Genomic DNA, 26,800 nt, shown 5'->3' on the forward strand with positions numbered 1-26,800 from the left:
CGACATTCACAGCGGCATTTTGCGGGGTTTTGGGAACGCTTCCCTGACAGATCGGGAAAAGCTCCCGCGCCGCTTACAGACGCGTATGCGAAGCTTTACACCAACGTCAAAGAACGCGCGACACGCGCATCGAACCAGCGGGCAGGAGACGACAACGATGAGCATGCGAGCACGAGCACGCCGCAAACGCCGCCTTCAGCGGCGAGCCGGTATCGCCTTCTGTGTCGGCGGTGCGCTCGCCAGTCTCTCCACGACCGTTTGGGCGCAGGCGGGGCCGCCAGTCGCCGCGTCGGCGTCGGCGCCGGCGTCGGCCTCCGCGCCGTCCGCCGCACCCGGGAACGACGCCAACAGCAACACGGCACCCACCACGACCCTCGCGCCGATCGTCATCGTCGGCACCACGCCGTTGCTTGGCATCGGCACGCCGCTCACGCTGGTGCCGGCCAACGTGCAGACGGTCCATGCGGCGGACATCCAACAGCAGAACCGCCAGACGCTCAGCGACTACCTCGCGGCGAATCTGCCGAGCGTCACCATCTCCGACGCGCAGGGCAACCCGTATCAGATGAACCTGTTCTATCGCGGCTTCACCGCCTCGCCGCTGCTGGGCACGCCGCAGGGTTTGTCGGTGTTCGTCGACGGCGTGCGCGTGAACGAACCGTTCGGCGACGTCGTGAACTGGGACCTGCTGCCCCAACAGGCGATCGACACGATGCAGCTGATTCCCGGCTCCAATCCGGCCTTCGGCTTCAACACGCTCGGCGGCGCGCTGGCGATCACGACGAAAAACGGCAAGGACAACCCGGTCGGCGAGGCCGAAATACAGGGCGGCTCGTGGGGGCGCAAGGCCGCGCAGATCGAACAGGGCGGCACGATCGGCCAGAACCTCGACTACTACTTCACCGCCAACGCCGCGAACGACAACGGCTGGGCCCAGCAGAACGAAAGCCGCATCCGCCAGGTGTTCGGCAAGCTGCGCTATACCGACGCCGATACCACGCTGTCGTTGTCTGCCGGGGGCGCGGACAATGATCTGCACGGCACGCAAACGATTCCACGCTCGTTTCTCGACAACCCCGCGCAACCGTACACGTATCCCGACCAGAATCAGAACAGCGCCGGCTACCTGACGCTCTCGGGCGATCATTACTTCAACGACAACGTCGAGCTGAGCGGCAACGCGTACTACCGGCATTTTCGCAATGCCAACAGCAGCAGCAACGTCAACAACGACTACGGCACGCTCAACGCCGACGGCACCGTCGACACCTTGCAGGCGACCAACGTACAGTCGACCGTGACGACCGACAGCTACGGCGCGAGCCTCCAACTGACGCTGCTCGGCAAGCTCGGCGGCATGAAGAACCAGTTCATCGCGGGCATGGCCGTGGATGCCGCCGATTCACGCTTCACGCAGTCGTCGCAGGACGCGGCGTTCACCGCTTCGCGCGCGACGGTGGGCATCGGCAATTTCGAGCAGCAGACCGACGCAAACACGCACAACACCAACTACGGCATCTACCTGACGGACACGCTGTCGCTGACGCAGCAGTGGGCGCTGACCCTGTCAGGCCGCTACAACTGGGCCGATGCGACGATCGGCGACGAGTCCGGCAAGCAACCGCAGCTCGACGGTCACCATACGTTCTCGCGCTTCAACCCGGCAATCGGCATCAACTGGAATCCGACGCCCGCGCTCACCGCCTACGCGACTTACAACGAGGGCATGCGCTCGCCCACCGCGATCGAATTGGCTTGCGCCGATCCGAACGCGCCGTGTTCGCTGCCGAACGACTTCATCTCCGATCCGTCGTTGCAGCCGGTGATATCGAAGACCTATGAAGTCGGCGCACGCGGCAGGATCGGCGCGTCGACGACATGGAGCGCCGCCGCCTACAGCACGACGCTCGACAACGATATCCAGTTCGTCAGCAGCAACGGCGCGGGCAGTTCGCAGGGCTTTTTCCAGAACGTCGGCCGCACGCGCCGGCAAGGCGTCGAACTGGCCGGACAAACGAAGTACGATGGGCTCACCGTGACCGGGAGCTATAGCTACGTCGACGCGACCTACCAGTCGACGTGGGTCGAAAACAGCCCCCGCAACTCGAGCGCGGACGCGAACGGCAACATCACGGTGCGGCCCGGCGATCACATCCCGAGCATTCCGGCGACGACCGTCAAGCTGCGGCTCGACTACGCGGCCACCGCGAAATGGCGGATCGGCACGAACCTGACGTGGCGCGGCAGCGTCTATGCGCAGGGCGACGAAAACAACCAGGACGTAAACGGCAAGATCTCGGGTTATCTGCTGATTGATATGGACACCGCTTATCAAGTGACCAAGCAGTTGCAGGTGTTTGCGTCGGTGTCGAACCTGCTCGACAAGCGCTATGCGAGCTTCGGCGCGCTCGGGGCGAACTTCTTTACCGGACCGGGCGGCACGTTCAACGGCGCGAACCCGGTGAACGAGCAGTTCGTCGGACCGGGGGCGCCGAGGAGCTTTTGGGTGGGGATGAGGTATGCGTGGAAGTAGGGGTGTTTGGCGTGACTGGTCGCATGGCTTCGCTCTTTCCGACGATGCTCCACTTCGGCGGGGCACCACCACGACTGCGCATAGGCCACGTCACCCATGAACTCCAACCCGCGAGCACGAAGCCATTAGGCATCAAACGCGATTGGTGTGCGGACAGCTATGACCGTCAACCCGTTTTGATCGAATAGAGGTCTCGCAGGAATTCGTTTTGCTGCTTGCGAATTGAATAATGGCAACGCGCCCCCATGACATCGTACATATCCACATGTGTTTTTGGCGGTTCTTCAATATTCCAATCATATGCCAGTTTAGGGGCTAGATCGCAAGCCTTTGCCGATTCATCTTGTGCGCGCATGTACCGGTCAAGTTCAGCCTTGCTCGCGCCTTTGATGCCGCGTGCGGATCTGATTGAATTCGCCAGTTTATTGTTGTCGATTTCAAGGAATCTTGCATGATGCTCATAGCAATCAAAATCTCCGAATCCGCCACCGCCCAGGTACTGCATGCAATTTGAATCGTTGATTACCTCGTCGGCATATGTTGACCGAAAGTTACAAAGCGCCATGATTAGCACGAAGCACCTCCAGAATTTATTCAATTTCGATACCCCTGCCATGTCGAGCATCATAATTTCCTGTTCCAAAAAGTCGTGCTTCTGCGAATTGGTAATGCCGTGAACAAGTGCGCCCAATTGAAGTCGGGCGGTGTAATATATATCAGGGAGTACATTATCTCCTGCATCCGTTAGCGTGAACCGCTGATCGAAGCGATTCCGTGAGCGTCCGCGAAAGTCGCACGCCCATGCGTAACCCAGAGCTTCAGCCATGGCGTAACCGTTTGAATACGACCTCAGCCTATCGAACGGAAGCCATTCGCCGGTTTTGGCGTTCAGTGCCATTGCGGACGGCCTTGGCGGAAAGTCTGAGTAGGTTGAATATGTGATACTGCAAAGCAGCATTCATCCTCGCTCCGTGCGCCGTTTTGTTTCTGTTGTTCCAATTGACCTCTTCTGATTTTGCATACAACGTCCGACGAATTAACCATCCGAAGAAGTCACGGTCAACAGTTTTAATTTAAGATAGATCCGTTTTGACAAACATTGACAATTAGCGTTATCCAATTGCAAATAAGCCCGAAGCGCGCAGAGTTTGCTTCGGCGCGCTCGGGGCGAACTCTTTTACCGGATCGGGCGGCACGTTCAATGGCGCGAACCCGGCGAACGAGCAGTTCGTCGGGCCAAGGGCGCCGAGGAGCTTCTGGGTGAGGAGGAGGTATACGCGGAAGTAGCGGCGTTGGCGATTTTGGGCCATCGCCCATGTACGGACAACGGGTCGCACGGTAATTATCTCGTTGCTGTCAATTCCGGCAGCGACTTCAGATAGACCGTCGACACGCCATGTCTTTGTCCTTGTTTGAGATGCGCTCCGCTGTTCTGCCAGAGGCCGCTCCCGAAATCATCCCCCTACGGCGTATACACGTTCCGCCCACGGCTCCGCCATCGGCCGGGGGTCTTCAATACGCCTCATCAGATCGCTGTCGGCCCTACACGAGTCAATGTTTGTCAAAACGGTTCTATCCCAAATTGAGGCCGTTGACCGTGAGCCGTTCGGACGGTCACTTTGTCGGGCGTTTCTCAAATCAGAAGAGGTCGAATGGAACAGCAAGGACAGGAAGGCACCCGGGAACTTATGCCGGACGAGGAAGAATGTCTGTGCTGCCGCGTGACCTACTCAATATATTCCACTTTCCCGTCGATGCCGTCCGCAATGGCTCCGAACGTCGAAACCGGCGAATGGTTTCCATTTGACAGGCTTCGGTCGTATTCGTCCGGGTACCAAATGGCCGAGGCCCTGGGCTATGCATGGGCTTGCGATTGTCGCGAGCGCACCCCTAAGCGCTACGGCGAACAGTTCACGTTGAAAGACCGCGCAGGCAAGCCACGGGCGGCGGTGCGCTACCGCGTGCGTGTTGGTTTGCGCGTCCTCGCGCAAGGTGTAACTGATTCCCAGGGGCGAACTCAGCGAATCACGACTGAGGACTCACGCCGACTGACACTCGAAATTGGCGGGGGCACCTGATGCGCATTCCGGTCAAATTCGGCGGCCCCACCGCCACAGACGGAAGAGTTCTGGTGGTAAAGGCAAACATTGACGACAGCGGGAAAAAAACTTGCATTTCAAGATGCAAAAGCCGAGCGCATCAAGACGGATACTGCATCGGCTTTGAGACTTTACGTTACAGGAGCAGTCTGGAATGAATGATCTTGATGGAAAGAGCAAGTACGGTTTCAAGGCAAGTGAAAATGAAGAATGGTTTGAGGTGCATTCCGGTGCAGTAACAAACACGAACCCAGGCTCAATGGTTCACGTGACAATTGACACTACTCCAATCTGCGAAAATATGACAGATGCGGAATTTAGAGTGATGATCCGGCGCATGCTTCCATGGTGTGTATCATATGTGGATTGTCGCATAGCAGACATTGCCAGATACGATGCCACCGCAAAAATAAGGATGGAATTTTGGTTTGGAAAAGCGATGAGCAAACGCGTCAGTATTTAATGAGTGGATTCCAAAAAGTTCGCAACGTCTTAAGCAATTTAACAGCAGGGAGCTTTATAAGGTCAATGTCAAACCTCGATATGTCCCTGGGTTGTCTGCCTACCCTGAAAAACTTGAAACTAGAGGCTGCACATGTATGCGGGCCTAATACCGCTATGCGATACATTGCCATTGGCAAACTTTTCTGCAGCGGACTTCACGATCAGAACAGATACGGCGATTCGAGAGTTTCAACAATCATCCACGAATGCACACATTTCGCGGATACATTTGCCAGTGGTGATCCGATGTATTCAATCTCCACGCCACTAGCTATGTGGGGGAGAAACAATTCGGGTATGGCATTGAAAAATGCAGACAGTCTAGCTGGTTACGTTGTTTATGCAGAACCCAGATTTGAAACAGACGACAAACCTGATAACACCTATCCATGAAATTAAATTACTTGACGATAGCAGCCTCATTGGCCCTATTGCCGTGCAGTTGTTTCGCCAAATGCGAGGGCTCGGTCAATTTACCCAGCCATCAACTATCTCTTGCTTTCGAAAAAAATTCTAGCGCACTTGAAAATGTCCAGTTAAAAAAATTAGAGAAATGGGCAAGATCGCTAAATGCCAACTATGCAGTTCAAACCTGGCTGCAGGTGAGTGCGCAGGCACAACCCGACGAAGATAGACCGGATGATCTAGCAATGGCTCGCGCAGTAGATGTTGTTAAGGCTGCTTTGGATAACGGTCTGGTAAAAGCCCCAATCGAGATTAAGACCAATGTCGGTAGTTTCGGAAATCCATCCAGTTATACCGAAGCAGAGAGAACTGTGACGCTACAGCTCACTCCGGGTTGCCGAAACAATTGTTGCGAAGGAAATTAACAGATTACCGCTTCCAGTCACGCCTTTTTAGATCGGGAATATATGATGCTTCTCACTAAATGTCTTGCCTATTCGATGTCACTGGCCGTCTTGCCGAGTGTGGCCGTAGGGAAAACAGATCCTGGATGCCTGAAGCATCTTGGTGGCGGTTATGGAGATGCAGAGTGTTACCATGGCCTAAGCGCGGATGTTGCAGCATCGAATGAGCGACTTTATAAAAATATTAAAGCGACCATCCCAGCTAACAATAGTCATGCAAAGCTGCTCGACGAGTACATGAAATCTCAGGAAAATATCGTTAGATATTGCGAGTTACCACGCGATTCGGGTAATTCATGGAGTGCAAGACATGATGGTTCAATGTATCCCGCCATATATGAGCAGTGCATTTAAGATGCTCGAAAGGCACAGAATAATTTTCTGGAGAATGTTCTGACAATGACCAAATGGTGAGATTCAGCGCCGCTTTTTCTGGGCTTTCTTTTGCGGTACGCGGGTAGGCAGACGTCGCACGATAATCAATTCGATTCGATTGACCCGTGGCTGCTCGGATACGTGACGATGCCCCACGTGAGCGGCAGATCGCCGATCTGCTTGACTGGCTGATAGCTCTTCGCGGCGAGCACCTTGACCGCAACAGAATGCTCGCACGCGACCATCAGCTTCGAGCCGTCCGGCGTGAAGCTGAAATGCCAGCAGCGCTGGCCGACCGGCGCATCGGCAATATGTTCGTAGATGTGGCCGTCGAACACTTCCACCGTCTTGTCACGCATGGCGGGCACGAAGCTCGGCGGCGCGCTGCGCTTGCGACCAAAAACGGCACGGACAATCCCGGACGGCGAGGCCGAGATACAAGGCGGCACATTCAATGGCGTGAATCCGGTGAACGAGCAGTTCGTCGGACCGAGGACGCCGAAGAGCTTCCGAGTAGAGATGAGATATGTGTGGGAGTAGCGGCGTTGGCGATTTTGGGCCATTGCACGTGGACGGCCAATGTATCGCACGGTAATCGTCTGATCGCTGTCAACTCTGGCGGCGAGTTTTACCAGATCGACAACATACCTATGCGCTCTCCGTATTCGAAATGTATTTCGCTGCTCTGCCAGAGGCCGTCCCCGAACTCAGTCCGCCACACCACACACGTTCTCCGTGCATTGAGCCACCTGGATTTCCGAACATGACTTCAAGTTTTACAAGAACGTTCGCTAGCATAGTTTTGTCGTGTTCGACCACGGTCAGCTACGCTCTCCCCTTGACAGCATATGGTCCAGACGAGCCTGTCAATGATCTGTATCGAGGTCCCGGTGGATGGGCGATAGCCGTGAAATGCAAGCACAATGGAGCGCCCGATGATTGTGTTGTCTCCGTGTTAAAAAGCGGCAAAAAGACTCAGACAATTATCAAGACATCAGTCCGACCGGGAATTCAATGGTACGGCGACATCGCAATGATGCGCTTCCCTTGTGGTACTGGCTGCCGCAACGATATGTTCTTCAGTCCGCCAAACAAGGTTGACGGGCATGAGTTAGTCGCGCAAGACGCGATTGACATCAAGCGCCGTCTGGTTGTCAGTGTGGCGTCTAACCCGCTCCAGGTTTTTAGACTCTTTACAGGCAGGGAGCCTGTGGCAACACTGCACCTTGCGACTTCGTACACTCAACCGGACGTTGAAAGACTTCGCTGGGGGCGCGATCGTCTCGATGTTTGGTATCGAGACGATTTAGGGGCGTTGAAACGAGCGTCGGTCGCAATTCCGCGAAACTAATCTTCCTGCTCCGCGATGGCTGATAGAGACGTCGCAGAGACACGCCCCGTTTCGGCGGAGCCCTTGCAATTCATCCCTTTTCTGCACTCTGCCACCCATTGCAGTCTCAACAAATTGCCAATTGAAGGTGATAATCCATGGGTGCACGCACTATATCGATACATTCAATTCGGATGATGTGATGTATGGTTTTGGTACTGGCGTGGGTTACTGGGCTCAAAACGATCCTGAAGGGGCTAGCCGGAATGCAGACAGCATCGCATGCTACGTCGCGCACTTCGATACACAAACCGAGTTAAATCAAAAGAAAATATGGTAATCCCATGAAGAAATTCGCCTTCGTTATCATTTTCGCTTTTTGGTTCAGCACTTCTCAGCAGGTAGCCGCATGTACCATTTCGGAAGACTTGACTGAAAGTGTTCCACTTAATTACCAAGGAATTCCTAATTCCTATCGCCTTAAAATGGTGGATTTAGTATCAAATGCTCGCCGGTGGCCCGATGTCGAAATTCAAGCCCAAATCGTCGCAAACGCTTACGTCGGCGAAAAGAACGCGGAAGAGCTGGCGAAGTCGAGAGGTCAGCAATTGAAACAATTTTTAGTTCAACTTGGAGTGAAGTCGCAATATATATATGTCGACACTCATCTGGAAGAGTCGCCCTATCCGCAAGACAACAGCGGATTCAATGGATACCTACAGCTAAGCGTTGGCCTTATGCCGCTTTGCAAAGGCGGCTGCGAACGACTCTGCGACGATCCGCGTGTCACGCCGACAACCAAGGCTATTAAGTGAGATTTCGCTCCGCTTCGGCAGAACCTCTAACGAACAGAAATCACACCCCGCGATTACGTGAACGGCAAGATCTCCGGCGACCTCCTGATCGATATGGATACCGCATATCAGGTGACGAAGCAGTTGCAGGTGTTTGCGTCGGTGTCGAACCTGCTCGACAGGCGCTATGCGAGCTTCGGTGCGCTCGGGGAGAACCTCTTTACCGGACCGGGCGGCACGTTCAACGGCGCGAACCCGGTGAACGAGCAGTTCGTCGGACCGGTGCGCCGCGGAGCTCTTGGCTGGGGGTGAGGTATGCGTGGAAGTAGCGACGTTTGGCGTGATGGCATTCCGTCTCCAAGGCAGTGAAGATTTTGGGCCATCGCCCATGTACAGACAACGTGTCGCACGTAATGATCTGAACGCTGTCAACTCCGGCAGCGAGTTTAAATAGATCGACGACATACCTATGTCCCTGTTCGTATTCGAGATGCACTCCACTGCTCTGCCAGAGGCTGCCCCGGAAATCAGTCCACCACGCCGCACACATCCTCCGCCCATCGCTCCAACATCGGCCGGGGGTCTTCAATACGGCTCATCAGGTCGCTGTCGGCCCCACACGAGTCAATGTTTGTCAAAACGGCCTATCTCAAGTTAAGGCGGTTGACCGTGACCCGTTTGGATGATCACTTTGTCGGGCGTTCCTCAAATCAGAGAAGGTCGAATGGAACAGCAAGGACAGGAAGGCACCGGGGAGCTTATGACGGGCGAGGAAGAATGTCTGTGCTGCCGCGTGACCTACTCAATATATTCCAAATTTCCACCGATGCCGCACGCAATGGCTCTGAACGTCGAAACCGGCGCATGGTTTCCGTTTGACAGGCTTCGGTCGTATCCAACTGGGTACCAAATGGCCGAGGCCCTGGGCTATGCGTCAGCCTGCAATTGTCGCGGGCGCTCGCAGGCCCTCGCGGGTTATGGGCGCCACCGGCTCGGCGGTCCGAGCTCTTCGCCTGCCGACAACGACGAACTGGAGCATTACTTCGAGATAGTGGATGCGACGACCTATACCCCAATCGAAGGGATGACTTACAAATTGCTAAGCGACGACGGTGTTTCGCTGGTCGATAATGAATCGCTCGTAGCAGGTAAAACAATGCCACTCTCAAAGAAAATCTATCCAAATCTCTCATTCATTGCATGGCGGAATGGGGATGTACGATGAATGGCGTTATTAGTCAACATGTACATCTGCTTGCAGCAGTCGCATATGGTGAAGCCTCACCCGCGAACGATCCTCAGGAAATCGGTGGTATAGCTTTCGCAGTAGCTAATAGATGCCGCGCATGGGGTAATAAAACGGTCCCGGAGCTACGCGCTGCAGATCAGAACTATTCATATGCGTGGGATGGTTCCAATGCGAGATTTAATAAACTGATGCGAACATCGGATGCGGAAATCGAGCGAAACTCGGGGATGAAATTGGCGGTAGATTGGGCAGAAAGAGCCTTGGTCAATGGCGGGCCAGACCCGTCAAACGGTGGCTTCTGGTGGGACGGTTTAGACTTCAAGACGAACTACGCGAATCATCCAAAGGTCCGCGATGGGTTCAGATGGGGGGACCCGTCGCACAACATTTTCAACGTGCCGGAAAACCGGCGAAATGTCATTGTGCGTTGGCAGGTAAAGAACCGAAAAACGGGACAAATTGTTGATGGTGCTGAGCGTGGTCGCTACGATTGTGTGTGGGTTTCGACCGCCGCTCATGGCAGCACGATTTTCTGGATTCACAATCCGGACTACCTGAACGCAACCGGGGGGAAGGCTTACCGATGAAAATAACTGCGATGCTGGCGGCGGCTCTGGCCACTGCATCAATTGGTGCATATGCAGCCGGGACTTACGATAGTTACGACGCGTTCTATACCGTCCAAGCTGGCGCAATGTTCAGCGAACCTATCAAGCAAGAGGCTGGCGTTGTTTATTCCCAACCTGGCGACGAAGGCGCGCATATCGAACTGCATACGACTTTCTCGGGGAGAGTGATACGGATTCAAGTCGCACCAGATCACATAACCGTCAATGACAGAACCTACCGTTTCACAAGAGCGACAAAGTTTCCACACGAGCCAATAGGGAATATTTATCCTGATACCGCCAATGTTTTTATGGCGAAGCAAGCGGATAATCGTCGCCCCGTTCTCTGCGTAGAAGGACACGGCAGCGGGTCCGGCGAGGCCGATCGATATCAGCAGATTTTCCTTCTGGTAGATCCGTTCGGCCGTAAGCCAACCTTTCTTCATCTACCTGCCTTGCTCTCTTCGTGCCGAGCGATAGTCGAAATGGAAGGCGGTCAACTTGCATTCCCGAAGAACAGCTATCTGTTCGATGAAGCACAAAACGCACGTATAGGTCTGCTCGTCTCGTACTTTACGTTTGAGCGCGGACAGTTCAAACAGACTAACAAGGAAATTCGTCTTTTCTTCGCCAGCCCGGAAAATCCGTTCAAGTTTTCACGGCAAGACGAATTACGCCAGAGCGCGCCATAGTGCATTCCTGGTGCGCCGCGTTCTGCTGCGCACCAGGTCTGCTGACGATCCGAATGAGGATGCGCAGACTTCACTCGTCGTCGCCCGACTTCCTGTACAGCCTGAGCCTTTCAGCCAGCTTCATGGAACTGCTGGTGTCCGACTCCTGATTCCGCCGGCGAGGCTTGGCGGTCTTCTCAAGGAATGCCCCCAGTTCCTGCCACGCGGCGCGCAATTCCCGCTCGCAACGGTACTGATGATAGTGCCGCATGAGCTGGCGGTTGAGCTGCTTCTAGAATTGGTCGAGCGATGACACACGGTTCAGGCGCCGCTCGATCATGATTGGCATTACGCCGAGCGCCTGCATGTAGGTGGCTCTGGTGCGGCGCAGGTCGTGCAGGCTCCAGCGGCCATCGAGCAGGATCAGTGGATGACCAAACGGTGATATTCAGCCCCGCTTCTGCGGGGCTTTTGCGGTACCCGGGTAGGCAGTAGTCGCACGGCAATCAATTCGATTCGATCGACCCATCGCTGCGCGGAAACGTGACGATGCCCCATGCAAGCGGCAGATCTCCGATCTCCTTGACCGGCTGATAGCTCTGCGCGTCGACCACGTAGACCGCACCGGAACGCCCGCACGCGACCATCAGCTTCGAGCCGTCCGGCGTGAAGCTGAAATGCCAGCAGCGCTGGCCGACTGGCACATCGGCGATATGTTCGTAGGTGTGGCCGTCGAACACTTGCACCGTCTGGTCGCGCGCGGCGGCCACGAAAAGCCGCTGACCATTCGGGCCATACGCGACACCATAGGGCCCGAGCTTGGTATCGACGGTCTTGAGCACATCGAACGTGTGTGCGTCGATCACGACGAACTTGCTGAGCGACTCCAGCGTGACCACGTAGTGCTTGCCGTCCGGCGACAGCCGGATGCCGCGAGGCCGTCCGCCCGGCGCGAGCTTCACGGTCCGGATCGGCGCGCCGGTGCGCGCGTGATAGATCGACACCGTATCGTCGCCTTCATTGGCGACCAGCATCATCTGGCCGTCGCGCGAAAATTCGATGCCTTCCGTTTCGTGGCCGCTCGTGACCGAGTGGATCATTTGCCAGTTTTTCATATCGATGATCGCGATTTCGGCCGGCGGCTTGTTCGCGTCGTCGTCGTCCGCGCCGGACTTGCCGCCCGCGTTCGAATCCGGTTTGCCTTCCGGTTTGTCTGCCGGCGGACCGCTGACGTCGCCGGGCTCGTAGGTCACATACGCGTAGCCGTTGCGCACGCGCACGAATTCCGGGTTTTTGCCGATCTTCACGCGCTTGACGACCTTGCCGGTAGCGGTGTCGATCACCGCGAGGTCGCCCGTGTTTTTATTGGCGACCAGCAAACGCGTGCCGTCGGCATTCAGGCTCAGGCCGCGCGGGCCGTCTGCGCCCACCGGAAAGGTCTGCGCGAGCGTCATCTGATCGAGATCGATCACGCCGACGCCAGCCTTCTCGCTCGTCACGTAGGCGAGCGGCGCGGCTGCGGCATACGCCGCGCTCGCGGTCAGCAAGAGCGCGCAAGCCAGCATGAGGGAACGGCGTGGCGGGCGGGGGGAAATCCGTGTCTCCGGCATCGTTTTACTCCGGTTGAAATCGCGGCGTCGCGATGGTTCGCGCCATTGTTTCAAGGTAGCCCACCCGGCGATTGTTTGACAACGCGGAGCGGGCGGGAGATTTTCCCGAATTGCGGGGCGCCGGCCTTCGCGGGTTCTAAAAGCGGGGGCACCGTAGGACAATGAGCCCGGAGGTGGCGCTGATGCTGCAAGTTGCCATGGTCAATCCTGCAAGTCCCACGCATGCCGCCGCGGGCTACCGGCGCGCGGCAATCGTGCTGGGCGCCGTGATCGTCGCGCATCTGGCGCTGCTCGCCATCGCGTTGAACGCGCGTCACCGGATCGTCGAGCGTCCGGTCGAGCCGAGGACCATCACCGCGTTGCTGTTGAGCCCCGAGCCTCCCGCTCCCGTTGTGGCGCCTCCCGCGCCGCCGCCGCCCGCCGCCGTCGTCCCGCCGGCTCCGCCCGTCACGCGCCCCGCCGTGCGCGTCAAACCCGCACCCCAGCCGCGCGCGCAGGTGCCGCGCAGCGTGGAAGCGCCAGCGCCGACACCGTCCCCCTCACCCGAAAGCGCCACGCAGCCCGTCACGCCATCGGCCGAACCGCAAGCGGCCGAGCCCGCGACTCCGACGGCCCCCGCCGCCCATCCGGCGGTGCCCGCATCGACCGAGCCGCGCAACGTGCCACACGTCGACTGCTCGATTCCGAAGCCCGACTATCCGGACATTGCGAAGCGGCGCGGCGAGCATGGCACAGCGATCGTGCGCTTCGTCGTCGGGCTCACCGGGCGCATCGAAACGGCGCAACTGCAAACGAGCAGCGGCTACCCGAGGCTCGACGACGCGGCGCTCGCCGCCGTGCATGCGGGCGGCTGCCAGCCGTACACCGAAAACGGCACGCCGGTGCGCGCCGCGTACTCGCAGTCGTTCGTATTCGGACTGACCGAGTGACCGAAGCGCAAACGGACCAGGACAACCAACGAAGGAAATCGCCATGCAACATTACGGACTCGCAAACGTCTGGGCTTCGGGCGATATCGTCACGCGCGGCATTCTGAGCGTGCTCGTGATCATGTCGGTCCTGTCGTGGACGGTCATCATCGTGAAGCTGTGGCAACTGCTGCGCCTCAGGCGCGTGACCAGCCGGAGCGACGCGCGCTTCTGGAGCGCGGACCGCTTCGACGACGGGCTGCACGCTCTCGGCCACCCGGAATCGAGCGCGCATGACAACCCGCTGCTCGCGCTCGCGCTGGCGGGCCATGAAGCGGCGACGCACCACCGGCAGACGCAGCAGCATCTGCACGATCGCATCGACGTGTCGGACTGGATCACCCGGCGTCTGCAAGACACGATGGACGAGACGATCGCGCGGCTGCAAAGCGGCCTCGCGATCCTCGCGTCGATCGGCAGCACCGCGCCCTTCGTCGGGCTGTTCGGCACCGTGTGGGGCATCTACCATGCGTTGATCGTGATCGGCGAAACCGGTCAGACCTCGATCGATCATGTCGCCGGGCCGGTCGGCGAATCGCTGATCATGACGGCGTTCGGCCTTTTCGTCGCGATTCCCGCCGTGCTCGGCTACAACGGACTGACGCGCGCGAACCGCTCGCTCGTCGCGCGCCTGAAGCGTTTCGCGCACGGCCTGCATGCGTACTTCGTGACCGGCGCGCAATTGCCGTCGAGCGCCGGGCCGCAGATGCGCGTGGTGCCGCGCGGCGCCAGCGCGACGAACCCGACCCATGACGGAGACCTCGAATGGCAATGAGCCCTTTCTCCGACGACGACGATCAAGGTCTGATGAACGAGATCAACATGACGCCGCTCGTCGACGTGATGCTGGTCCTGCTGATCATTTTTCTCGTCACCATTCCGGCGCTGCAGCACGCCGTCAGGATCGATCTGCCGCATGCGAGCAGTCAGCCCGAAGCGGTCAAGCCCGCGCACGTGGACGTCGCGGTGCAGGCGGACGGCACGGTCCTGTGGGACGGCCAAGCCGTGAGCGACGACGGCTTGCGCGCACGCATCGCCCAGGCTGCTCTCGCGACGCCGCAGCCGGAACTGCATTTGCGCGCCGATCGCAAGGTGCCGTATGAGCGGGTCGCGATCGTGATGTCGGCGGCGCAGCGCGGCGGACTGACCAGGATGGGCTTCGTGACCGATCCGCAGTTGGGCAAATGACGCGGCGCGGCGGGACTGCTGGCGGCGCTGGGCCGCTGGCAAAAACATGCCATCGAGAACGCCGGCGCGAGCGCCTAACTCGCCGACAGCAAGCCCGCCACGCGCTCCGACTTCGTCTGCACCGCGATATCTTTCGCCGTCATCCCCCGGTTATCCTTCAACGACCGGTTCGCGCCGCGCGCGAGCAACAACTGCACGGTCTCCGCGCGATCGTATCCGGCCGCCCACATCAGCGCGGTCAGATCGTTCTTGTAGGTGCGGTTCACGTCGATGCCGGCATCGAGCAACTGAGCGACGACCTTCGTTTGCCCCTGCCCCGCCGCGTACTCCATCGCGGTCTTGCCGACGCGATCCGTCGCGAGCGGATCGGCGCCATGCGCGAGCAGCAGCGCGACGATTTCGTCGAAGCCGCCGTAGGCGGCGGCCATCAACGGCGTATCGCCCGGCGCGTTCGCATGCTGCACGTTCGCGCCGTGCTCGATCAGCGTGCGCGCCATCGCCGTATCGCCCTTCTTGCACGCGGTGAGGAGCGCGGTGTCGCCGATCCGGTTCATCGCATCGACCGACGCGCCGCGCTGCAACGCCGCGACGACCGACGGCTGATCGTCGTCCTTCGCTGCCGCGAGCAGTTGGCGGTTGATGTCCCCCTGGTCCTGAGCAAGCACCGGCAAGCTGGCACCGGATACGGCGGCAAACAGAACGGCGCTCGCAAGCGGCCGAATGAACATATCTCTCATGGTGTCGTCCCCGTGCTACTGCAGATTGTTGATATAGGCGGCCAGATGATGAATGTCGTCGTCGGTCAGATTGCGCGTCACGCTGGTCATGTTGCCCGCATCGTTGGTACGCGTGTGCGAGCGAAAGTCCTGCAACTGCTTGACGATGTACTGATACTGCTGACCCGCGACGCGCGGAATCTCGTTCTGCCCGGAAAATCCGCCCAGGTGACACATCGTGCACAGCACCTCGGCGGCCTTCTTGCTGCCCGCCTCGATGCTCGCGCCATCCGCGTTGAACCGCACCGGCACGGGCTTCTGCGCGGCGAAATAGTCGGCGAGGTCCTGCATGTCCTCGCTCGACAGGTTCGCCGCCATCGGCGACATGCGCGGATCGGTGCGCCGTCCCTGCTTGAAGTCCTTCAGCTCAAGGTATATGTAGCGCGCGGTCTGCCCGGCCAGAATCGGATAGTCCGGATTGGTCGAATTGCCCATCGGACCATGACAGGCCACGCATACCTGCGCTTTCGCCTTGCCCGCCTCGGCGTCGGCGCGCGCAACCGGCGGCAGCGATGCGGCGAACAAACCGCCGCACAGCAGCGCCGCCCATGCAGCGCGCGTCAACCCCGGCGCTCCCCGCAGCGCCGGCCGTCTCATGGCACCGCGAACACGATGACGCTGTTACCGCGCTTGAAATCGAGCTGGGTGTTGCCGCCCGCCGCGACCGCGATGTACTGCTTGCCGTTCACCGTGTACGACACGGCTGGTGCGTTGACCCCCGCGCCGCACTGGAACTCCCACAGCTTCTTGCCGGTGGCGGCATCGAACGCGCGGAACAGCCCGTTGCCTTCGCCGTTGAACACGAGGCCGCCCGCCGTCGCGAGCACGCCGCCGATCAGCGGCTGCTCGGTCTTGTAGTCCCACGCGATCTTGCCGGTGTCGACGTTCACGGCCGAGAGCTTGCCCCATTGCTGCTCGGACGGAATCACCTTGAACGCGCCGCCGAGCCACAGCTTGCTGCCGCCCGGATAGGCGGCTTCCTCGACCTGATACGTCATCGGCTGATGCAGGTTGGCCGCATAGACGAGGCGCGTTTGCGGATCGAACGCGACCGGCGACCACTCGACGCCGCCGTTCGCGCCCGGCAACATGCGCGCGCCGGCCGCGGTCGGCAAGGTCCACATGTTTTCCTGCGGAATCATCGCCTGCGACAAGCGGATCAGACGGCCGGTCGCGCGATCATGCACATAGACGTGACCGGTCTTGCCCGCATGAACGATGCCGGGGATCATCTTGCCGTCGTTGTCGCGCACGTCGATCAGGACCGGCGGGCTCACCGCGTCGAGGTCCCAGACGTCGTGCGGCACGTACTGGTAGTGCCACTTGTACTTGCCGGTGTCGAGATCGATCGCGACGAGCGAGTCCGTATAGAGGTTGTCTCCCGGCCGGATCGCGCCGTACAGGTCCGGTGACGGATTGCCGACCACGAAGTACACCGTATTCGTCTTCCGGTCGACCGCGGGAGTCATCCAGACGCCGCCGCCGAGCGTCTTGTAGAAGTCGCCGCCCTTGTCGGCCAGCTGCTTCTTCTCCGCGTCGATGTCGCGCTTCTCGTCGCGGCCGGTCGCGTCTTTCGTGGCCCACACGCCTTCCTGGCCGCTATCCGGAATCGTGTAGAAGGTCCACAGCAACTGGCCGGAATTCGCGTCGTACGCCTTCACGAAACCTCGAATGCCGTACTCGCCGCCATTCGTGCCGATCAGCACCTTGCCGTCGACGACCGCCGGCGCCATCGTTTCCGAGTAGCCCTCGTCGGGATTGGCGATCTGGCTTTGCCACAGCACGTTGCCGGTCTTCGCGTCGAGCGCGACGAGCTTGGAGTCGAGCGTGCCCATATAGAGCCGGTCGCCCGAGATCGCGACGCCGCGATTGTTGGGCCCGCAACAGAAGGTCGTGACCGGACCCATCTTGTGCTTGTAATGCCAGAACTCCTTGCCGGTCGTCGCGTCGATCGCGTACACATGATTGAACGACGTGGTGAGGAACATCACGCCGTCCTTCACGATCGGCGCCGTTTCCATCGACTCGTTGACGGCAGTCTGGAAGATGAACGCCGGTTTGAGCTTCGCGACGTTCGTCCGGTTGATTTGCGTGCCGGGATAAAAGCGAGTCTGTGCGTACGACCCGTTCGGAAGCAGCCAGGCGTTGGTCGTGCCGCCGGCACGATCGAGCTCATCCTGGCTTACGGGCTGAAGCCTCGAGGGCACCGGCGCAGCGGTGGTGGTGGAGCTGTTCTGCACTTCGTCGGCAGCGTGCGCCACCGGCAAGCCGAAGGCGATGGCGAGCAGTGGCAGGCCCACAATTCCTTGAATACGGTTGAATGACATGAGCGTCTCCTTGCCTTTTATTGTTCCTATGAATTGCAGCGCAGGAGTGCGGCATTGATCCACGCGGACGACAGCGTGAAAAAGCACGATGGCGCAACCCTCGCAGACGGCAATAGCGTACGACTTCGAATCGTTGTCAGCTTTGTCAGGACGGGTCGGCTTCGCAGAGCGGAGAGAAGTGATGCACGGTTCCGCGGAAAACCGGCTCGATTAAGGGTAGGCGATGCGATGTGGATTTTCTAGATTAAATCTTTCAGGAGTGGGCTCACGCCGCACTCCCCCCGCGCATCGCGCTGATCAGAAACGGCCGCCCCGCGAATCGGCACCTTTCAGATAGTTCCGGTTGGTCTGTTGCGGATTCCGGTTCACGAGAGCTCGTGCGTAGAGCGGATGATGCAGGCTTCGCACTTCGTGCTCGAGCCTGAAGCAACGTTCTCCGGAGGACAGATCGAGCAGGTCGGCAAACCGGTATTGGTGTGGTTCTTCTCCATATACAAGGCCTTTTGCATCAAGGCGCTCGTACGGCCCCGAAAAAGCAGCGGTGTAAATGGCAATGTGGTGGCCGTCGTATTCAGGAATCGGCTCCGTCGTTTCCGCATACAGCAGTTGCTGATGCGTGCCAACGTCGATCACCGCGCGGTGCAATCCATGTTGCTCTTCGATATCGACGTTTGCGTCGAACATATCGCGGTAAAAGCGCGCGATCGGCAACGCGCTGCCGATGGGTACGTCCATCTTCACGAACGCGATGCCGAGATCGATTTCTGACCAGGGAGCCGACGCGGATCGGCTGGACGGGTCGAGACACTCGTAGCGGTTGCCCCACGGACAGGTCACTTCGATGCTGCCGGCGCGCTCCGTCCAACCGAACCCGGTGCCGGCGAGCAGTGGCTCGACCGCGCGCAGGCGCGCCACGAGCGCTTCGAGTTCGCCGACCACGAGACCGACCGTGCCGCGCAAACGTTGCGCCGCCCCGTGCGGCAAGTGAATCTGCGAGCGGCCGATGTTGATCCACATATTGTCGACACCAGTCATCACGAACGGATCGCGCGTGAGCCCAAGGCCGGTGACGTAGAAGGCGGTCGCGAGAATCTGGTTGGGAATCTTCAGGTTGACATGCTCGAGAAAAACCAGATTGCCGGTATCGTCGTTGGCGTAGGAGTATTCCATGTGTTTGCCTTATGGATGAGCCGCGAGACGCTCAACCAATTATGCATCAACAGGGCAATCGATTTACGCGCGGATGGACGGACCTGATTGACGCGCTGATTCATGTAATGCGCGCGTCCCTATTTCTTGAGAACCTTCCACGTCCCATTACCCGTCTTGCAGGCGACGGGCGTCCAGCTTTGAGTCTGTCCTTTCGCGACCGCGACGAGCGTCGCGGTCCGGCAGGTCCGATCGCCGTCCTTCGTCGTATTCTGCGGCGTCACCGTGCCCGTAATCGAAACAGGGTTGCCCGTGCCCGCATTGCTCCATTCGAGCGATTCGCCATCCTGTTTGGTATCGAGGGCCTGTTGCGCCGCATTGTTGAGCGCTTTACGGTCCGCGGCACGCATGTACGTGATGGGCGTGTCTTTCAGGAAGTTCAGGTTCGTGGCATGGCACAGAACGGGACCCGCGAGCAGCGCCGCCGCGAGCCACCGCGTTAATGCGCGCGCGCCAGAATGAGATTGACGTGACATGGGTATCTCCTCGATATCAGCTGCGCTCCGCGCCTTCCGCGTGATCGCCGATTTGCTGGAACGCGTCGACGAGGTCCGCCACGGAACTGCGCCGGCCGATATGGCCGACACGAATTTCCAGTCCTTCGGCGCGCAGCATGTCGCGCACCTCCGCATGAGCGCCGACGATCTTCATCGTGACGCCCGCTGCCTGAAGCGTCCCCTGCAGCGCCTTGAGCATGCGCGCGCCCGCCAGATCGACGACCGGCGACGCGGACAGATCGCAGATCACGAGCCGGACCGGCTCGGGCGCGGCGTAGATCATTCGCCGGATCGTGTCGCGCACGTGCTCGACGTTGAAGTACAGCAGCGACGCTTCGACACGCACGGCCAGCACCTGCGCAATGGTCTCGTTCTCGGCATGACGTTCGAGATCCGAGAAATAGCGCGTGCCGGGAATACGCCCCAGCATCGCGACATGCGGATGCGCGGCGCGACGGATGATCAGCAGCATCGACACGAGCACCGCGACGATGACGCCGTTCAGGATACCCAATAACAGCACCGCCGCGAACGCCACCATGGAAATCGCGAATTCGAAGCGGCTCACGCGCCACACGTGACGCAATTCGCCGACATCGACGAGGCCCTTCACGGCCACGAGCACGATCGCCGCCAGCACGACGTTCGGCAGATTCGCGAGCAGCCCGGTGAGGAACATCAGACAGAAGCCGATCGCGACTGACGCGAATGCCAGCGCAAGCGCGCTCCGAGCGCCGGCCTTGTCGTTCACGGTCGATTGCGAAAGCCCGCCTGCGACCGGAAAGGCCTGGAACAATCCCGCGGCCAGATTGGCCGCTCCGAGACCCAGCAATTCCTGGCGAGCGTCGATCTCGTAGCCGTGTGCCTGCGCGAGTGCGCGCGCGGCCGAGACGCTTTCGACATAGGCCAGCAACAGGCACGCGAACGCGAGCGGGACGATGCCGTCGACGTCGCGCAGGCGCAGCCCCGGCAGGTGGAATTGAGGCAAACCCCGAGGCAGCGCGCCGACGAGCGTGAATCCGCGACTCGCCAGCGGCGTGACCGACAACACGACGATCGAAGCAGCAACGACGCCGAGCGCCACCGGACGCCCCGGCAGAAACTTTTCCCCGAGCAGCAGCAACGCGATGCAAACGAGGCCGAACCCGAGCACGCTGACGTTGGTGAGCGGAATCTGCCCCCACAGCACGGCGATCCGTTCGAAAAAAAACTCGCCGCCGCCTTTCACGCCGAACAGCTTCGGCAGCTGGGTCATCGCGATCGTCAGTGCGGCGCCCGCCTTGAAGCCGAGCAGGATCGTCTCGCTGATGAAGCTGACGAGCGAGCTCAAGCGCAGCAGCCAGCCGATCACACACATGCCGGCGATCAACACGGCCGTGAGCGCCGCGATCGAAGCCCAGCGCGCCGGGTCGCCGCCGGCCATCGTTGCGACCGTCACCCCGACGAGCATCGAGATCGCCGAGGTCGGGCCGATGGCGAGCTGGCGTGACGAGCCGAACAACGCGTAACAAAGACCGCCGACCAGATAGCCGTAGATGCCGTATTGCGGCGGCAGGCCGGCGAGCGATGCATACGCGAGCGACACCGGAATGCCGTAGGCCGCGAGCGTCACACCGGCGACCGCGTCCTTCACGAGCCATCGCGGTTGATAGCTGCGCAGCCACTGCGCGGGAGGAAAAGCGGCACGCCAGCCGCGCGCGGGCAGCGCGGTCGTTGCGAGGCCGGTAACGCTGGAAGGGTTGTTCAACGTAGTGCCTCGGCTACGGGAGCAGACTTGAGGGAAGCACGCGTACGCGGCGCGGCAATGGCTTCATGGAACACCGAAGCCGCTCAGAGCGGCTCCTCGACGCGCTGCCATGTGTGATCCGGATTGAACTCGGTCAAGGGCGGCGCATGCGGGCCACGGTCCTTCTGGTAGATCACGCCGTTGTTGTTGACGAGGAAGGTCATGACACCGCTCGTGCCGTACTGTGCCGGATAAGCGACCATCGCGAAGCCCGCGATCATGTGGCCGTTGATCACATAGCTGAACGCCCCGCCCGGCGCGCTCTTGCCTTGCCGCGTCAGAATGCGGAAGTGATAGCCCCGGTAGGAGTCTCCCGCCGCGTGACCCTTCAGATATTCGGAACTGGCGGCGACGAGCGGACCGAACGGACTCTCCTCCTCGCCGCTGTTTTCGTCGGTGTGCCAGTAGAGGCCGTCCTGCTTGCCCGGCGTGCTGGCCAGTTTCTGCGCGTATTGGAGCAGACCGTCGTGGTTGCGGTCGCGCGAGGCGTATTGACGCTGCGCGTCGATGTAAGCGTGCATTACCTTGATCGCTTCGCGCTCGTTGGAGCCGATCCGTCGATTGATCAGTTCTTCTTCGCCCTGCTCCGTGGCGAAGCGCCAGCTGCCGCCCTCTTTCACGATCGGTATCGGCATCGGCCATGCCTCGTCGCCGACCAGCAGAATCCGCCGGTCCGGTCCCCCGTCGTCGAGCACGTGATAGGCTTCGAGCTCCTTGCTCGCCTTGGCCCAGTTCGCCTCGTTCTCCGCCTGATCCGGCGATACCACCAGGCTCTTGTGCTTTTCGCCGAAGATCGCGACGAGCGACGCTTCGTCGTCGGTCTTCAGCGCGCTGGACAGCGCCGCGACCGCGTCTTCCGGTGTGGCGAACGTTCGCTGCCCTTCGGCGAGCGCGGTCAACGGAACCGACAGCGCGAGCACCATCGCGCACGCGACGATTCGCGATGCCGCGACACGCCACCGCGAATCGTCGCGTGCGCGCTTTCCGGTGATGCTCTGCCCGCTCATGGTTGCTCCTTATCGCCGTCCGCCGCCGCGTCCGCCACCGCCGGCCCGTGCCGAGAAACCGCCACCGCCGCGTCCGCCGCCGCCGGAAAATCCGCCGCCACCGGAGAATCCACCGCCGCCGCGCGCCGACGCCGATTGACGGCTCGCCGCGCCGCGCGCGCTGTTGGCCTGCGCGTCGCGCGCCGAGCCGTAGCCGCTGAACGCATCGCCGCCGCCGCGCGACTGCGCCGCGCGCGGACCCGCTTCCCGGTTGCCCGCCGAGGCCGTTGGACGCTGGGACGCTTGCGGCCGCCCTTGCGCGCCCGCGCCACCCGCGAAGTTAGCGCCCGCGCCACCTGCGCCGCCCGCGCCGCCGGCGCCTCTCGCTCCGAAGTTGCCGCCGCCCGCACCGCCAGCCGCTCCGCCGCGGTCTCCACCCGCAAAGCCGCCGCCTGCGCCCGCGCCACCCCCGCGCGAGGGCGGATCGCCGACCCGTTCCGCGCGTGCCGAGCGGTCCGCGACGCCGCTGACCTGGCCCGGCTTCTTGTCCGGGGACCACGCGGACGTTCCCCCGCCCTGCCCGCGGCCGCCGCCGCGATTGGTGTCGCCCGTGTTGAGGTTGCCCGTGTTGATGTTGCCGCGCTCGACGTTCCTGTCGCCACGCTCGACGGTCCGATCGCCGCGCTCGACGGTCCTATCGCCACGCTCGACGTTTCTTTCACGGTTGATATTGATGTTGTTGTTGCCGCCGCCTCCGTAATGCGTTTCATAGTGGCCGCCGTTCCAGGCGGCGGTGATGGCCGCGCCCCAGATCAGCCCTGTCGCGAGCGCGGCGCCGGGCGCGTACGGATAGTAATAGGCCGGATACGGCGTGGGCGCGTACGCATAGGTCACGGGCGCACTGGCCACGACGACGGTCTGCGGGTCGTACTGCGGCACGTAGATGACCTGCGGATCGGCTGGCTGGATCTTGATCACTTCCTTTTCGACGACCACGACCTGCTTGTCGTCGGATTTCAGATGCCCCGCCGACTGCGTTTGCCGCCGAAAGCGCTGAATCGCTTCGAGCACCGCGCCCTGATCGGTCACGACGGCTTCACCGAGACTGATGGTCCAGTCGAGATCGGTGCTCATCTTCTTGACGATGTCGGGGTAGTTCAGCAGCGCTTTTACCGGATCGTGCCACGCGTCGTTGAGCTTCAAGGACTTGTTGTTCTTGTGCTGATCGAGAAAGCGGTCGGCCTGCACGATCTCCACGGGATAGGTGGAGGCAGGGAGGATGATCGCGACCAGGTCGTCCGGATACAGCGCGATCGGCCCGACGAGCTGGTCGAGCGTCGCCGCGGGAAGAGGGGCGTTCGGGGCGGCGTTCGCCGGGGCGTTCGCGGCCGGCGCCTGCGCCAGCGACAACGAAGCGGAAAACGCGCCGCAGCACGCCAGAAGCGCGGCGCCCAGCGCACGGCTGACGCGATGCGCGCGCCTCGTCCCGTCGCAAAGCGTGAGCATGTGCCGCCGCCTGTCGACCGCCGTTGCAAACGGAATGATGCGTGCACGGGCACGCGATTCGCGGTCCATCGATGCTTCCCCTCGCGCTTCGTCAACGCCTCCTGGATTGCCATGTGGCGCGGCAATTCTGGGGCGCCATCCTGGACGGACAGTTGTCCGAAGCAATGGAAACCACATGCACCAGTTGCATGACTACAGTTTGGAAACCACGGGCGGTGTTGCAAATACGACCTTGGTCCGATTGCGCTTGACAGGCCCGCAACGCCAGGATGAAAGCGAACCTGCCATTGCCGCGCCACCGCCGCGCGGCAACCGGTCCCAGCAGAACTTCCCTCCACGGGTGCCGGTCGTGCCCTCACGCCTGAGCGAACAGGCAGCCGGCGACTTACACCCACGCGTCCCCACGCAAGGAGCTGTCGTGAATAAATCGACGAAATACTTCGTTGTCGCCGCGTTAGCCGCGTCGCTATCGCTGGACGGCATGGCTCAATCGAGGCCTATCGCCTATCCGGCCAGAGGTCAAAGCCCGCAGCAACAGCAGCAGGACGAAGGCGCGTGCTATGCGTGGGCAAAGAACAACACCGGCATCGATCCGACCGCGGTCGCCAACGCGCCGCCGCCGCCATCCGGCCCCGCGGTGGGGGGCGGCGAACGCGTGCAAGGCGCCGCGCGCGGCGCGGCCGGCGGCGCCATCATCGGCGCGATCGCGGGCGATGCCGGCAAGGGCGCGGCGATCGGCGCGGCGACCGGCACGATGGTCGGCGGATCGCGCGCGCGGCAGAACCGGCGCGCGGCCGCGGCACAGTCGCAGGCGCAAACGCAGGGCACGCTGGACACGTTCAATCGCGCATTCGCCGCGTGCATGGCAGGCCGGGGTTACACAGTTCAATGAGCGCGCAAGCAGGTCTCCATGCGCGCCGCACGAGGAGAAAGGCATGACGAACGGCAAGCTCATCATCGCGGCGGCACTCGTGTGTCTCGCGAATACGGGGTTCGCTCAGACGGATGCGCCGGTCGCAGTCAAGAGCGAGCCGGGCAAAGTCACCGTGTCGGACACGATCAAAACGACCTCGACGGTCGTCGGCATCGAGCCGGAAACGCGCACCGTCTGGCTCAGGGATCCGAAGGGCAAGGTCGTGCAGGTCGTGGTCGGCGAGGAAGCCCGCAACTTCGATCAGATCCGGGTCGGCGACACGGTCAAAGCCGAATATTCGCAGGCGCTGACCATCACGCTGAAAAAAGGCAACGCGCCGCTGTCCGCCACCGAAACGCAAGCGCTCGATCGCACACCGGCGGGCGCGAAGCCCGGCGGCTCGGCCTCGCGCGAAGTCACGATCATGGCGAACGTCACCGCCGTCAATCACCAGAACGGCGTGGTCACGCTGAAAGGCCCGCAAGGCAATTCGGTGGACGTAGTCGTGCGTGACCCCGAACAGCTCAAACGGATCAAAAAGGGCGACCAGATGGAAGTGGTCTATACCGAGGCGGTGGCCATCTCCGTGGAGCCGCTCGCCGGCAAATAGCGAGAGCACGTCCGCATCCCGGCGCGCGCCGTCAGATCAGGCGGTGCGCTTGCGCCAGATTGCTCGCGGGGGGTGCAAAGTCGGCGCGCCGGAAACGCACGGGGGAGAAGACCCGTATCACATTGGGACTCGCCGGCAGACGCGCCATGCGAACCTCTATTTCGTGCGCGGGCCGCGTGTCCCCGTCTTGCACGACCACGTTCATCCGGTCGAGCCGGAACGTGCTCTTCATCACGTAGAAATGCGCATCCGGCGCCGCCAGTACGCCGCAAATCACATCGAGATGCCGCTCCAGCGCTTCGGTCTTCAGGCCCAACTGCGCCATCGCCTGATCGTTCTCCTCGATCAGCGCCTGTAGCTTCGCCACTTCCGCATAGTTCGACGACGCGTCGCTGCCGAGCAACGAGCGCACGCCCGCCCCCTGCCGCTCCAGAATCATCAGACGCGTATTCAGGATCGCCCGTTCGCGCTGCAATTCATCCTGCCGCGCGGTGTCGGCCTCGATTTTCCCGATGCCTTCGAGCACCAGTTGATCGACGATCCGCAACACGATTTGCTGCCGCAAGGCGGCTTCGGATTCGCCGCACACGCGCACCTGATGATCGCTGAAGTTGATGATCGTCTGCGCGGTGTCGGTATGCGTCGCCTCGCCGAATTGCCCGACGCCGAGAATATGCCGCTCGTCGAGCGCCATGCCGAGCACGGCAAAGGCTTCGTCAGCGCCGGGATGATCGTTGAAAAATACATGCAGAGCTTCCGAGTGGCCAAAGGGCCGGCACACGTCGTCGGCCGTCGCGAAAAAGGCGTGGATATATGGGTCCGTCGCCCAGGCCGCCGCGCTCGCTTCGCGCGCGGGCGGCACTTCATCGACGAGGCGGCCGAGATAGGCGGTGGTGTGTCGCACGGGCGGCAGCAGGCGCGACGCGTAATTGCGCGCGAGCCGCAACGACGGACACAGCCCGACGATCCGCTCGACGATCGCCTTCGCCTGCGGATCGTCGCTCTCCGCGGGCGCGGCGCGCTTCGTCAGCCACCTCGACAGCAGGCCCATGCCCGGCTCCCGTCGCCCGTCACGATTCGTCGCGCTCCGGCAGCAGTTGCGCGACGATCGTGTGGTTTTTCCAGAACAGGTTATGGACGCGCGTTTGCAGAATGCGCAGTCCGTCCGTGGGCACATCGTCGAAAATGACCACCGCGCCGGGGCGTGAACCCGTGCCGGGCAGCCGCCGGATCGAGCTGAAACGTGGAAAGCCATACCGTATCAGGAACTCGCCGATTTCTTCGTCCGAGACGCTTTCCTCGACGTTTCCAAGAAAGAGTTCAGCCATGATGCTTACTCCTCCAGAGTTTGTTTTCCTATGGAACGCACGCGCGTTCCATATGATAAGCAGA

Annotated in this window: 26 protein-coding genes and 2 pseudogenes; 15 read left to right on the forward strand and 13 right to left on the reverse strand. The window is 60.9% G+C overall.

Annotated elements, in window-relative coordinates; translation table 11 throughout:
• The first annotated feature begins 157 nt into the window (after positions 1 to 157).
• Positions 158 to 2,533 carry a TonB-dependent receptor gene (locus tag LJ655_RS15055; RefSeq protein ID WP_230562047.1) on the forward strand — a complete coding sequence of 792 codons (2,376 nt, stop codon included), beginning with the start codon at positions 158 to 160 and terminating at the stop codon, positions 2,531 to 2,533.
• Between the two features lie 166 nt (positions 2,534 to 2,699).
• Here the strand turns inward: LJ655_RS15055 and LJ655_RS15060 are convergent, their stop codons facing one another.
• Positions 2,700 to 3,431: a hypothetical protein gene (locus LJ655_RS15060; RefSeq protein WP_230562048.1), complete on the reverse strand. Its 732-nt coding sequence runs from the start codon at positions 3,429 to 3,431 to the stop codon at positions 2,700 to 2,702.
• Positions 3,432 to 4,185: 754 nt separating this feature from the next.
• Between LJ655_RS15060 and LJ655_RS15065 the strand changes: the two genes are divergently transcribed.
• The 4 genes from LJ655_RS15065 to LJ655_RS15080 all read left to right on the forward strand — a co-directional run bounded on the left by LJ655_RS15065 (position 4,186) and on the right by LJ655_RS15080 (position 5,966).
• On the forward strand, positions 4,186 to 4,611 hold the full coding sequence (locus LJ655_RS15065) for a hypothetical protein (protein ID WP_230562049.1): 426 nt from the start codon (positions 4,186 to 4,188) through the stop codon (positions 4,609 to 4,611).
• A gap of 175 nt (positions 4,612 to 4,786) precedes the next feature.
• Entirely contained in the window at positions 4,787 to 5,095 is a 309-nt protein-coding gene (locus LJ655_RS15070; protein ID WP_230562050.1) for a M35 family metalloendopeptidase, read from the forward strand.
• Positions 5,095 to 5,529: a M35 family metalloendopeptidase gene (locus tag LJ655_RS15075; protein ID WP_230562237.1), complete on the forward strand. Its 435-nt coding sequence runs from the start codon at positions 5,095 to 5,097 to the stop codon at positions 5,527 to 5,529. The genes LJ655_RS15070 and LJ655_RS15075 overlap by 1 nt, the downstream gene beginning before the upstream one ends.
• Positions 5,526 to 5,966: a hypothetical protein gene (locus tag LJ655_RS15080; protein WP_230562051.1), complete on the forward strand. Its 441-nt coding sequence runs from the start codon at positions 5,526 to 5,528 to the stop codon at positions 5,964 to 5,966. Before LJ655_RS15075 ends, LJ655_RS15080 begins: the two co-directional genes overlap by 4 nt.
• A gap of 518 nt (positions 5,967 to 6,484) precedes the next feature.
• Here LJ655_RS15080 and LJ655_RS15085 read toward each other — a convergent pair.
• A pseudogene (locus tag LJ655_RS15085) lies at positions 6,485 to 6,751 on the reverse strand (hypothetical protein); the annotation flags it as partial.
• A 1,303-nt stretch (positions 6,752 to 8,054) separates the two neighbouring features.
• Between LJ655_RS15085 and LJ655_RS15090 the strand changes: the two are divergent.
• The 5 genes and pseudogenes from LJ655_RS15090 to LJ655_RS15110 all read left to right on the forward strand — a co-directional run bounded on the left by LJ655_RS15090 (position 8,055) and on the right by LJ655_RS15110 (position 11,053).
• A complete protein-coding gene (locus LJ655_RS15090; protein ID WP_230562052.1) occupies positions 8,055 to 8,525 on the forward strand; it encodes an OmpA family protein in 471 nt (156 codons plus the stop codon).
• A 57-nt stretch (positions 8,526 to 8,582) separates the two neighbouring features.
• Positions 8,583 to 8,833 (forward strand): annotated as a pseudogene (locus LJ655_RS15095) (TonB-dependent receptor); the annotation flags it as partial.
• 395 nt (positions 8,834 to 9,228) lie between these two features.
• A complete protein-coding gene (locus tag LJ655_RS15100) occupies positions 9,229 to 9,729 on the forward strand; it encodes a hypothetical protein (RefSeq protein WP_230562053.1) in 501 nt (166 codons plus the stop codon).
• Positions 9,726 to 10,340 carry a hypothetical protein gene (locus LJ655_RS15105; RefSeq protein ID WP_230562054.1) on the forward strand — a complete coding sequence of 205 codons (615 nt, stop codon included), beginning with the start codon at positions 9,726 to 9,728 and terminating at the stop codon, positions 10,338 to 10,340. Before LJ655_RS15100 ends, LJ655_RS15105 begins: the two co-directional genes overlap by 4 nt.
• Positions 10,337 to 11,053: an ATP-binding protein gene (locus LJ655_RS15110; RefSeq protein ID WP_230562055.1), complete on the forward strand. Its 717-nt coding sequence runs from the start codon at positions 10,337 to 10,339 to the stop codon at positions 11,051 to 11,053. Before LJ655_RS15105 ends, LJ655_RS15110 begins: the two co-directional genes overlap by 4 nt.
• Before the next feature lie 485 nt (positions 11,054 to 11,538).
• Here LJ655_RS15110 and LJ655_RS15115 read toward each other — a convergent pair whose 3' ends face one another.
• Positions 11,539 to 12,642 (reverse strand): YVTN family beta-propeller repeat protein, encoded by a 1,104-nt coding sequence (locus LJ655_RS15115; RefSeq protein ID WP_425605809.1) that lies wholly within the window; start codon positions 12,640 to 12,642, stop codon positions 11,539 to 11,541.
• A gap of 182 nt (positions 12,643 to 12,824) precedes the next feature.
• Between LJ655_RS15115 and LJ655_RS15120 the strand changes: the two genes are divergently transcribed.
• The 3 genes from LJ655_RS15120 to LJ655_RS15130 are packed head-to-tail and all read left to right on the forward strand — an operon-like array spanning position 12,825 to position 14,798.
• Positions 12,825 to 13,571, forward strand: coding sequence for an energy transducer TonB (locus LJ655_RS15120; RefSeq protein WP_425605810.1), 747 nt, complete (start codon positions 12,825 to 12,827; stop codon positions 13,569 to 13,571).
• Between the two features lie 43 nt (positions 13,572 to 13,614).
• Entirely contained in the window at positions 13,615 to 14,385 is a 771-nt protein-coding gene (locus tag LJ655_RS15125) for a MotA/TolQ/ExbB proton channel family protein (protein WP_230562058.1), read from the forward strand.
• Positions 14,376 to 14,798, forward strand: a complete 423-nt coding sequence (locus LJ655_RS15130; protein ID WP_230562059.1) for an ExbD/TolR family protein — start codon at positions 14,376 to 14,378, stop codon at positions 14,796 to 14,798. Before LJ655_RS15125 ends, LJ655_RS15130 begins: the two co-directional genes overlap by 10 nt.
• A gap of 74 nt (positions 14,799 to 14,872) precedes the next feature.
• Here LJ655_RS15130 and LJ655_RS15135 read toward each other — a convergent pair whose 3' ends face one another.
• From LJ655_RS15135 to LJ655_RS15170, 8 genes are all read right to left on the reverse strand, one after another.
• Complete coding sequence (locus LJ655_RS15135; RefSeq protein ID WP_230562060.1) at positions 14,873 to 15,535, reverse strand: ankyrin repeat domain-containing protein; 663 nt, start codon at positions 15,533 to 15,535, stop codon at positions 14,873 to 14,875.
• A gap of 15 nt (positions 15,536 to 15,550) precedes the next feature.
• Positions 15,551 to 16,171 (reverse strand): c-type cytochrome, encoded by a 621-nt coding sequence (locus tag LJ655_RS15140; RefSeq protein WP_230562061.1) that lies wholly within the window; start codon positions 16,169 to 16,171, stop codon positions 15,551 to 15,553.
• Complete coding sequence (locus LJ655_RS15145; protein WP_230562062.1) at positions 16,168 to 17,901, reverse strand: pyrroloquinoline quinone-dependent dehydrogenase; 1,734 nt, start codon at positions 17,899 to 17,901, stop codon at positions 16,168 to 16,170. The genes LJ655_RS15140 and LJ655_RS15145 overlap by 4 nt, the downstream gene beginning before the upstream one ends.
• 297 nt (positions 17,902 to 18,198) lie before the next feature.
• Complete coding sequence (locus LJ655_RS15150) at positions 18,199 to 19,071, reverse strand: VOC family protein (protein ID WP_230562063.1); 873 nt, start codon at positions 19,069 to 19,071, stop codon at positions 18,199 to 18,201.
• A gap of 119 nt (positions 19,072 to 19,190) precedes the next feature.
• Positions 19,191 to 19,586: an RT0821/Lpp0805 family surface protein gene (locus tag LJ655_RS15155; RefSeq protein ID WP_230562064.1), complete on the reverse strand. Its 396-nt coding sequence runs from the start codon at positions 19,584 to 19,586 to the stop codon at positions 19,191 to 19,193.
• A gap of 16 nt (positions 19,587 to 19,602) precedes the next feature.
• Entirely contained in the window at positions 19,603 to 21,354 is a 1,752-nt protein-coding gene (locus LJ655_RS15160; RefSeq protein WP_230562065.1) for a SulP family inorganic anion transporter, read from the reverse strand.
• An 83-nt stretch (positions 21,355 to 21,437) separates the two neighbouring features.
• Positions 21,438 to 22,400 (reverse strand): DUF2950 domain-containing protein, encoded by a 963-nt coding sequence (locus LJ655_RS15165; RefSeq protein ID WP_230562066.1) that lies wholly within the window; start codon positions 22,398 to 22,400, stop codon positions 21,438 to 21,440.
• A 9-nt stretch (positions 22,401 to 22,409) separates the two neighbouring features.
• Positions 22,410 to 23,954, reverse strand: coding sequence for a DUF3300 domain-containing protein (locus LJ655_RS15170; RefSeq protein ID WP_230562067.1), 1,545 nt, complete (start codon positions 23,952 to 23,954; stop codon positions 22,410 to 22,412).
• A gap of 349 nt (positions 23,955 to 24,303) precedes the next feature.
• Here LJ655_RS15170 and LJ655_RS15175 point away from each other — a divergent pair, with 349 nt between their 5' ends.
• Together LJ655_RS15175 and LJ655_RS15180 are read left to right on the forward strand one after the other, a co-directional pair.
• Positions 24,304 to 24,777 carry a glycine zipper family protein gene (locus LJ655_RS15175; protein WP_230562068.1) on the forward strand — a complete coding sequence of 158 codons (474 nt, stop codon included), beginning with the start codon at positions 24,304 to 24,306 and terminating at the stop codon, positions 24,775 to 24,777.
• A 43-nt stretch (positions 24,778 to 24,820) separates the two neighbouring features.
• Positions 24,821 to 25,408, forward strand: a complete 588-nt coding sequence (locus tag LJ655_RS15180) for a hypothetical protein (protein WP_230562069.1) — start codon at positions 24,821 to 24,823, stop codon at positions 25,406 to 25,408.
• A 31-nt stretch (positions 25,409 to 25,439) separates the two neighbouring features.
• Here LJ655_RS15180 and LJ655_RS15185 read toward each other — a convergent pair whose 3' ends face one another.
• Together LJ655_RS15185 and LJ655_RS15190 are read right to left on the reverse strand one after the other, a co-directional pair.
• On the reverse strand, positions 25,440 to 26,459 hold the full coding sequence (locus LJ655_RS15185; protein ID WP_230562070.1) for a hypothetical protein: 1,020 nt from the start codon (positions 26,457 to 26,459) through the stop codon (positions 25,440 to 25,442).
• Positions 26,460 to 26,478: 19 nt separating this feature from the next.
• Positions 26,479 to 26,736 carry an RNA-binding protein gene (locus tag LJ655_RS15190; protein WP_230562071.1) on the reverse strand — a complete coding sequence of 86 codons (258 nt, stop codon included), beginning with the start codon at positions 26,734 to 26,736 and terminating at the stop codon, positions 26,479 to 26,481.
• Positions 26,737 to 26,800 lie beyond the last annotated feature (64 nt).

The sequence above is a fragment of the Paraburkholderia translucens genome, assembly GCF_020881035.1.
Lineage (GTDB): Bacteria > Pseudomonadota > Gammaproteobacteria > Burkholderiales > Burkholderiaceae > Paraburkholderia > Paraburkholderia translucens.

Bases quoted from the DNA above. Each gene is read 5' to 3' on its own strand.
- LJ655_RS15105 (WP_230562054.1), top strand. From the start codon at position 9,726: ATGAATGGCGTTATTAGTCAACATGTACATCTGCTTGCAGCAGTCGCA.
- LJ655_RS15120 (WP_425605810.1), top strand. From the start codon at position 12,825: ATGCTGCAAGTTGCCATGGTCAATCCTGCAAGTCCCACGCATGCCGCC.
- LJ655_RS15075 (WP_230562237.1), top strand. From the start codon at position 5,095: ATGAGTGGATTCCAAAAAGTTCGCAACGTCTTAAGCAATTTAACAGCA.
- LJ655_RS15055 (WP_230562047.1), top strand. From the start codon at position 158: ATGAGCATGCGAGCACGAGCACGCCGCAAACGCCGCCTTCAGCGGCGA.
- LJ655_RS15100 (WP_230562053.1), top strand. From the start codon at position 9,229: ATGGAACAGCAAGGACAGGAAGGCACCGGGGAGCTTATGACGGGCGAG.
- LJ655_RS15180 (WP_230562069.1), top strand. From the start codon at position 24,821: ATGACGAACGGCAAGCTCATCATCGCGGCGGCACTCGTGTGTCTCGCG.
- LJ655_RS15090 (WP_230562052.1), top strand. From the start codon at position 8,055: ATGAAGAAATTCGCCTTCGTTATCATTTTCGCTTTTTGGTTCAGCACT.
- LJ655_RS15170 (WP_230562067.1), bottom strand. From the start codon at position 23,954: ATGGACCGCGAATCGCGTGCCCGTGCACGCATCATTCCGTTTGCAACG.
- LJ655_RS15140 (WP_230562061.1), bottom strand. From the start codon at position 16,171: ATGAGACGGCCGGCGCTGCGGGGAGCGCCGGGGTTGACGCGCGCTGCA.
- LJ655_RS15115 (WP_425605809.1), bottom strand. From the start codon at position 12,642: ATGCCGGAGACACGGATTTCCCCCCGCCCGCCACGCCGTTCCCTCATG.
- LJ655_RS15125 (WP_230562058.1), top strand. From the start codon at position 13,615: ATGCAACATTACGGACTCGCAAACGTCTGGGCTTCGGGCGATATCGTC.
- LJ655_RS15110 (WP_230562055.1), top strand. From the start codon at position 10,337: ATGAAAATAACTGCGATGCTGGCGGCGGCTCTGGCCACTGCATCAATT.
- LJ655_RS15150 (WP_230562063.1), bottom strand. From the start codon at position 19,071: ATGGAATACTCCTACGCCAACGACGATACCGGCAATCTGGTTTTTCTC.
- LJ655_RS15185 (WP_230562070.1), bottom strand. From the start codon at position 26,459: ATGGGCCTGCTGTCGAGGTGGCTGACGAAGCGCGCCGCGCCCGCGGAG.
- LJ655_RS15135 (WP_230562060.1), bottom strand. From the start codon at position 15,535: ATGAGAGATATGTTCATTCGGCCGCTTGCGAGCGCCGTTCTGTTTGCC.
- LJ655_RS15080 (WP_230562051.1), top strand. From the start codon at position 5,526: ATGAAATTAAATTACTTGACGATAGCAGCCTCATTGGCCCTATTGCCG.
- LJ655_RS15065 (WP_230562049.1), top strand. From the start codon at position 4,186: ATGGAACAGCAAGGACAGGAAGGCACCCGGGAACTTATGCCGGACGAG.
- LJ655_RS15070 (WP_230562050.1), top strand. From the start codon at position 4,787: ATGAATGATCTTGATGGAAAGAGCAAGTACGGTTTCAAGGCAAGTGAA.
- LJ655_RS15130 (WP_230562059.1), top strand. From the start codon at position 14,376: ATGGCAATGAGCCCTTTCTCCGACGACGACGATCAAGGTCTGATGAAC.
- LJ655_RS15145 (WP_230562062.1), bottom strand. From the start codon at position 17,901: ATGTCATTCAACCGTATTCAAGGAATTGTGGGCCTGCCACTGCTCGCC.
- LJ655_RS15155 (WP_230562064.1), bottom strand. From the start codon at position 19,586: ATGTCACGTCAATCTCATTCTGGCGCGCGCGCATTAACGCGGTGGCTC.
- LJ655_RS15060 (WP_230562048.1), bottom strand. From the start codon at position 3,431: ATGGCACTGAACGCCAAAACCGGCGAATGGCTTCCGTTCGATAGGCTG.
- LJ655_RS15190 (WP_230562071.1), bottom strand. From the start codon at position 26,736: ATGGCTGAACTCTTTCTTGGAAACGTCGAGGAAAGCGTCTCGGACGAA.
- LJ655_RS15165 (WP_230562066.1), bottom strand. From the start codon at position 22,400: ATGAGCGGGCAGAGCATCACCGGAAAGCGCGCACGCGACGATTCGCGG.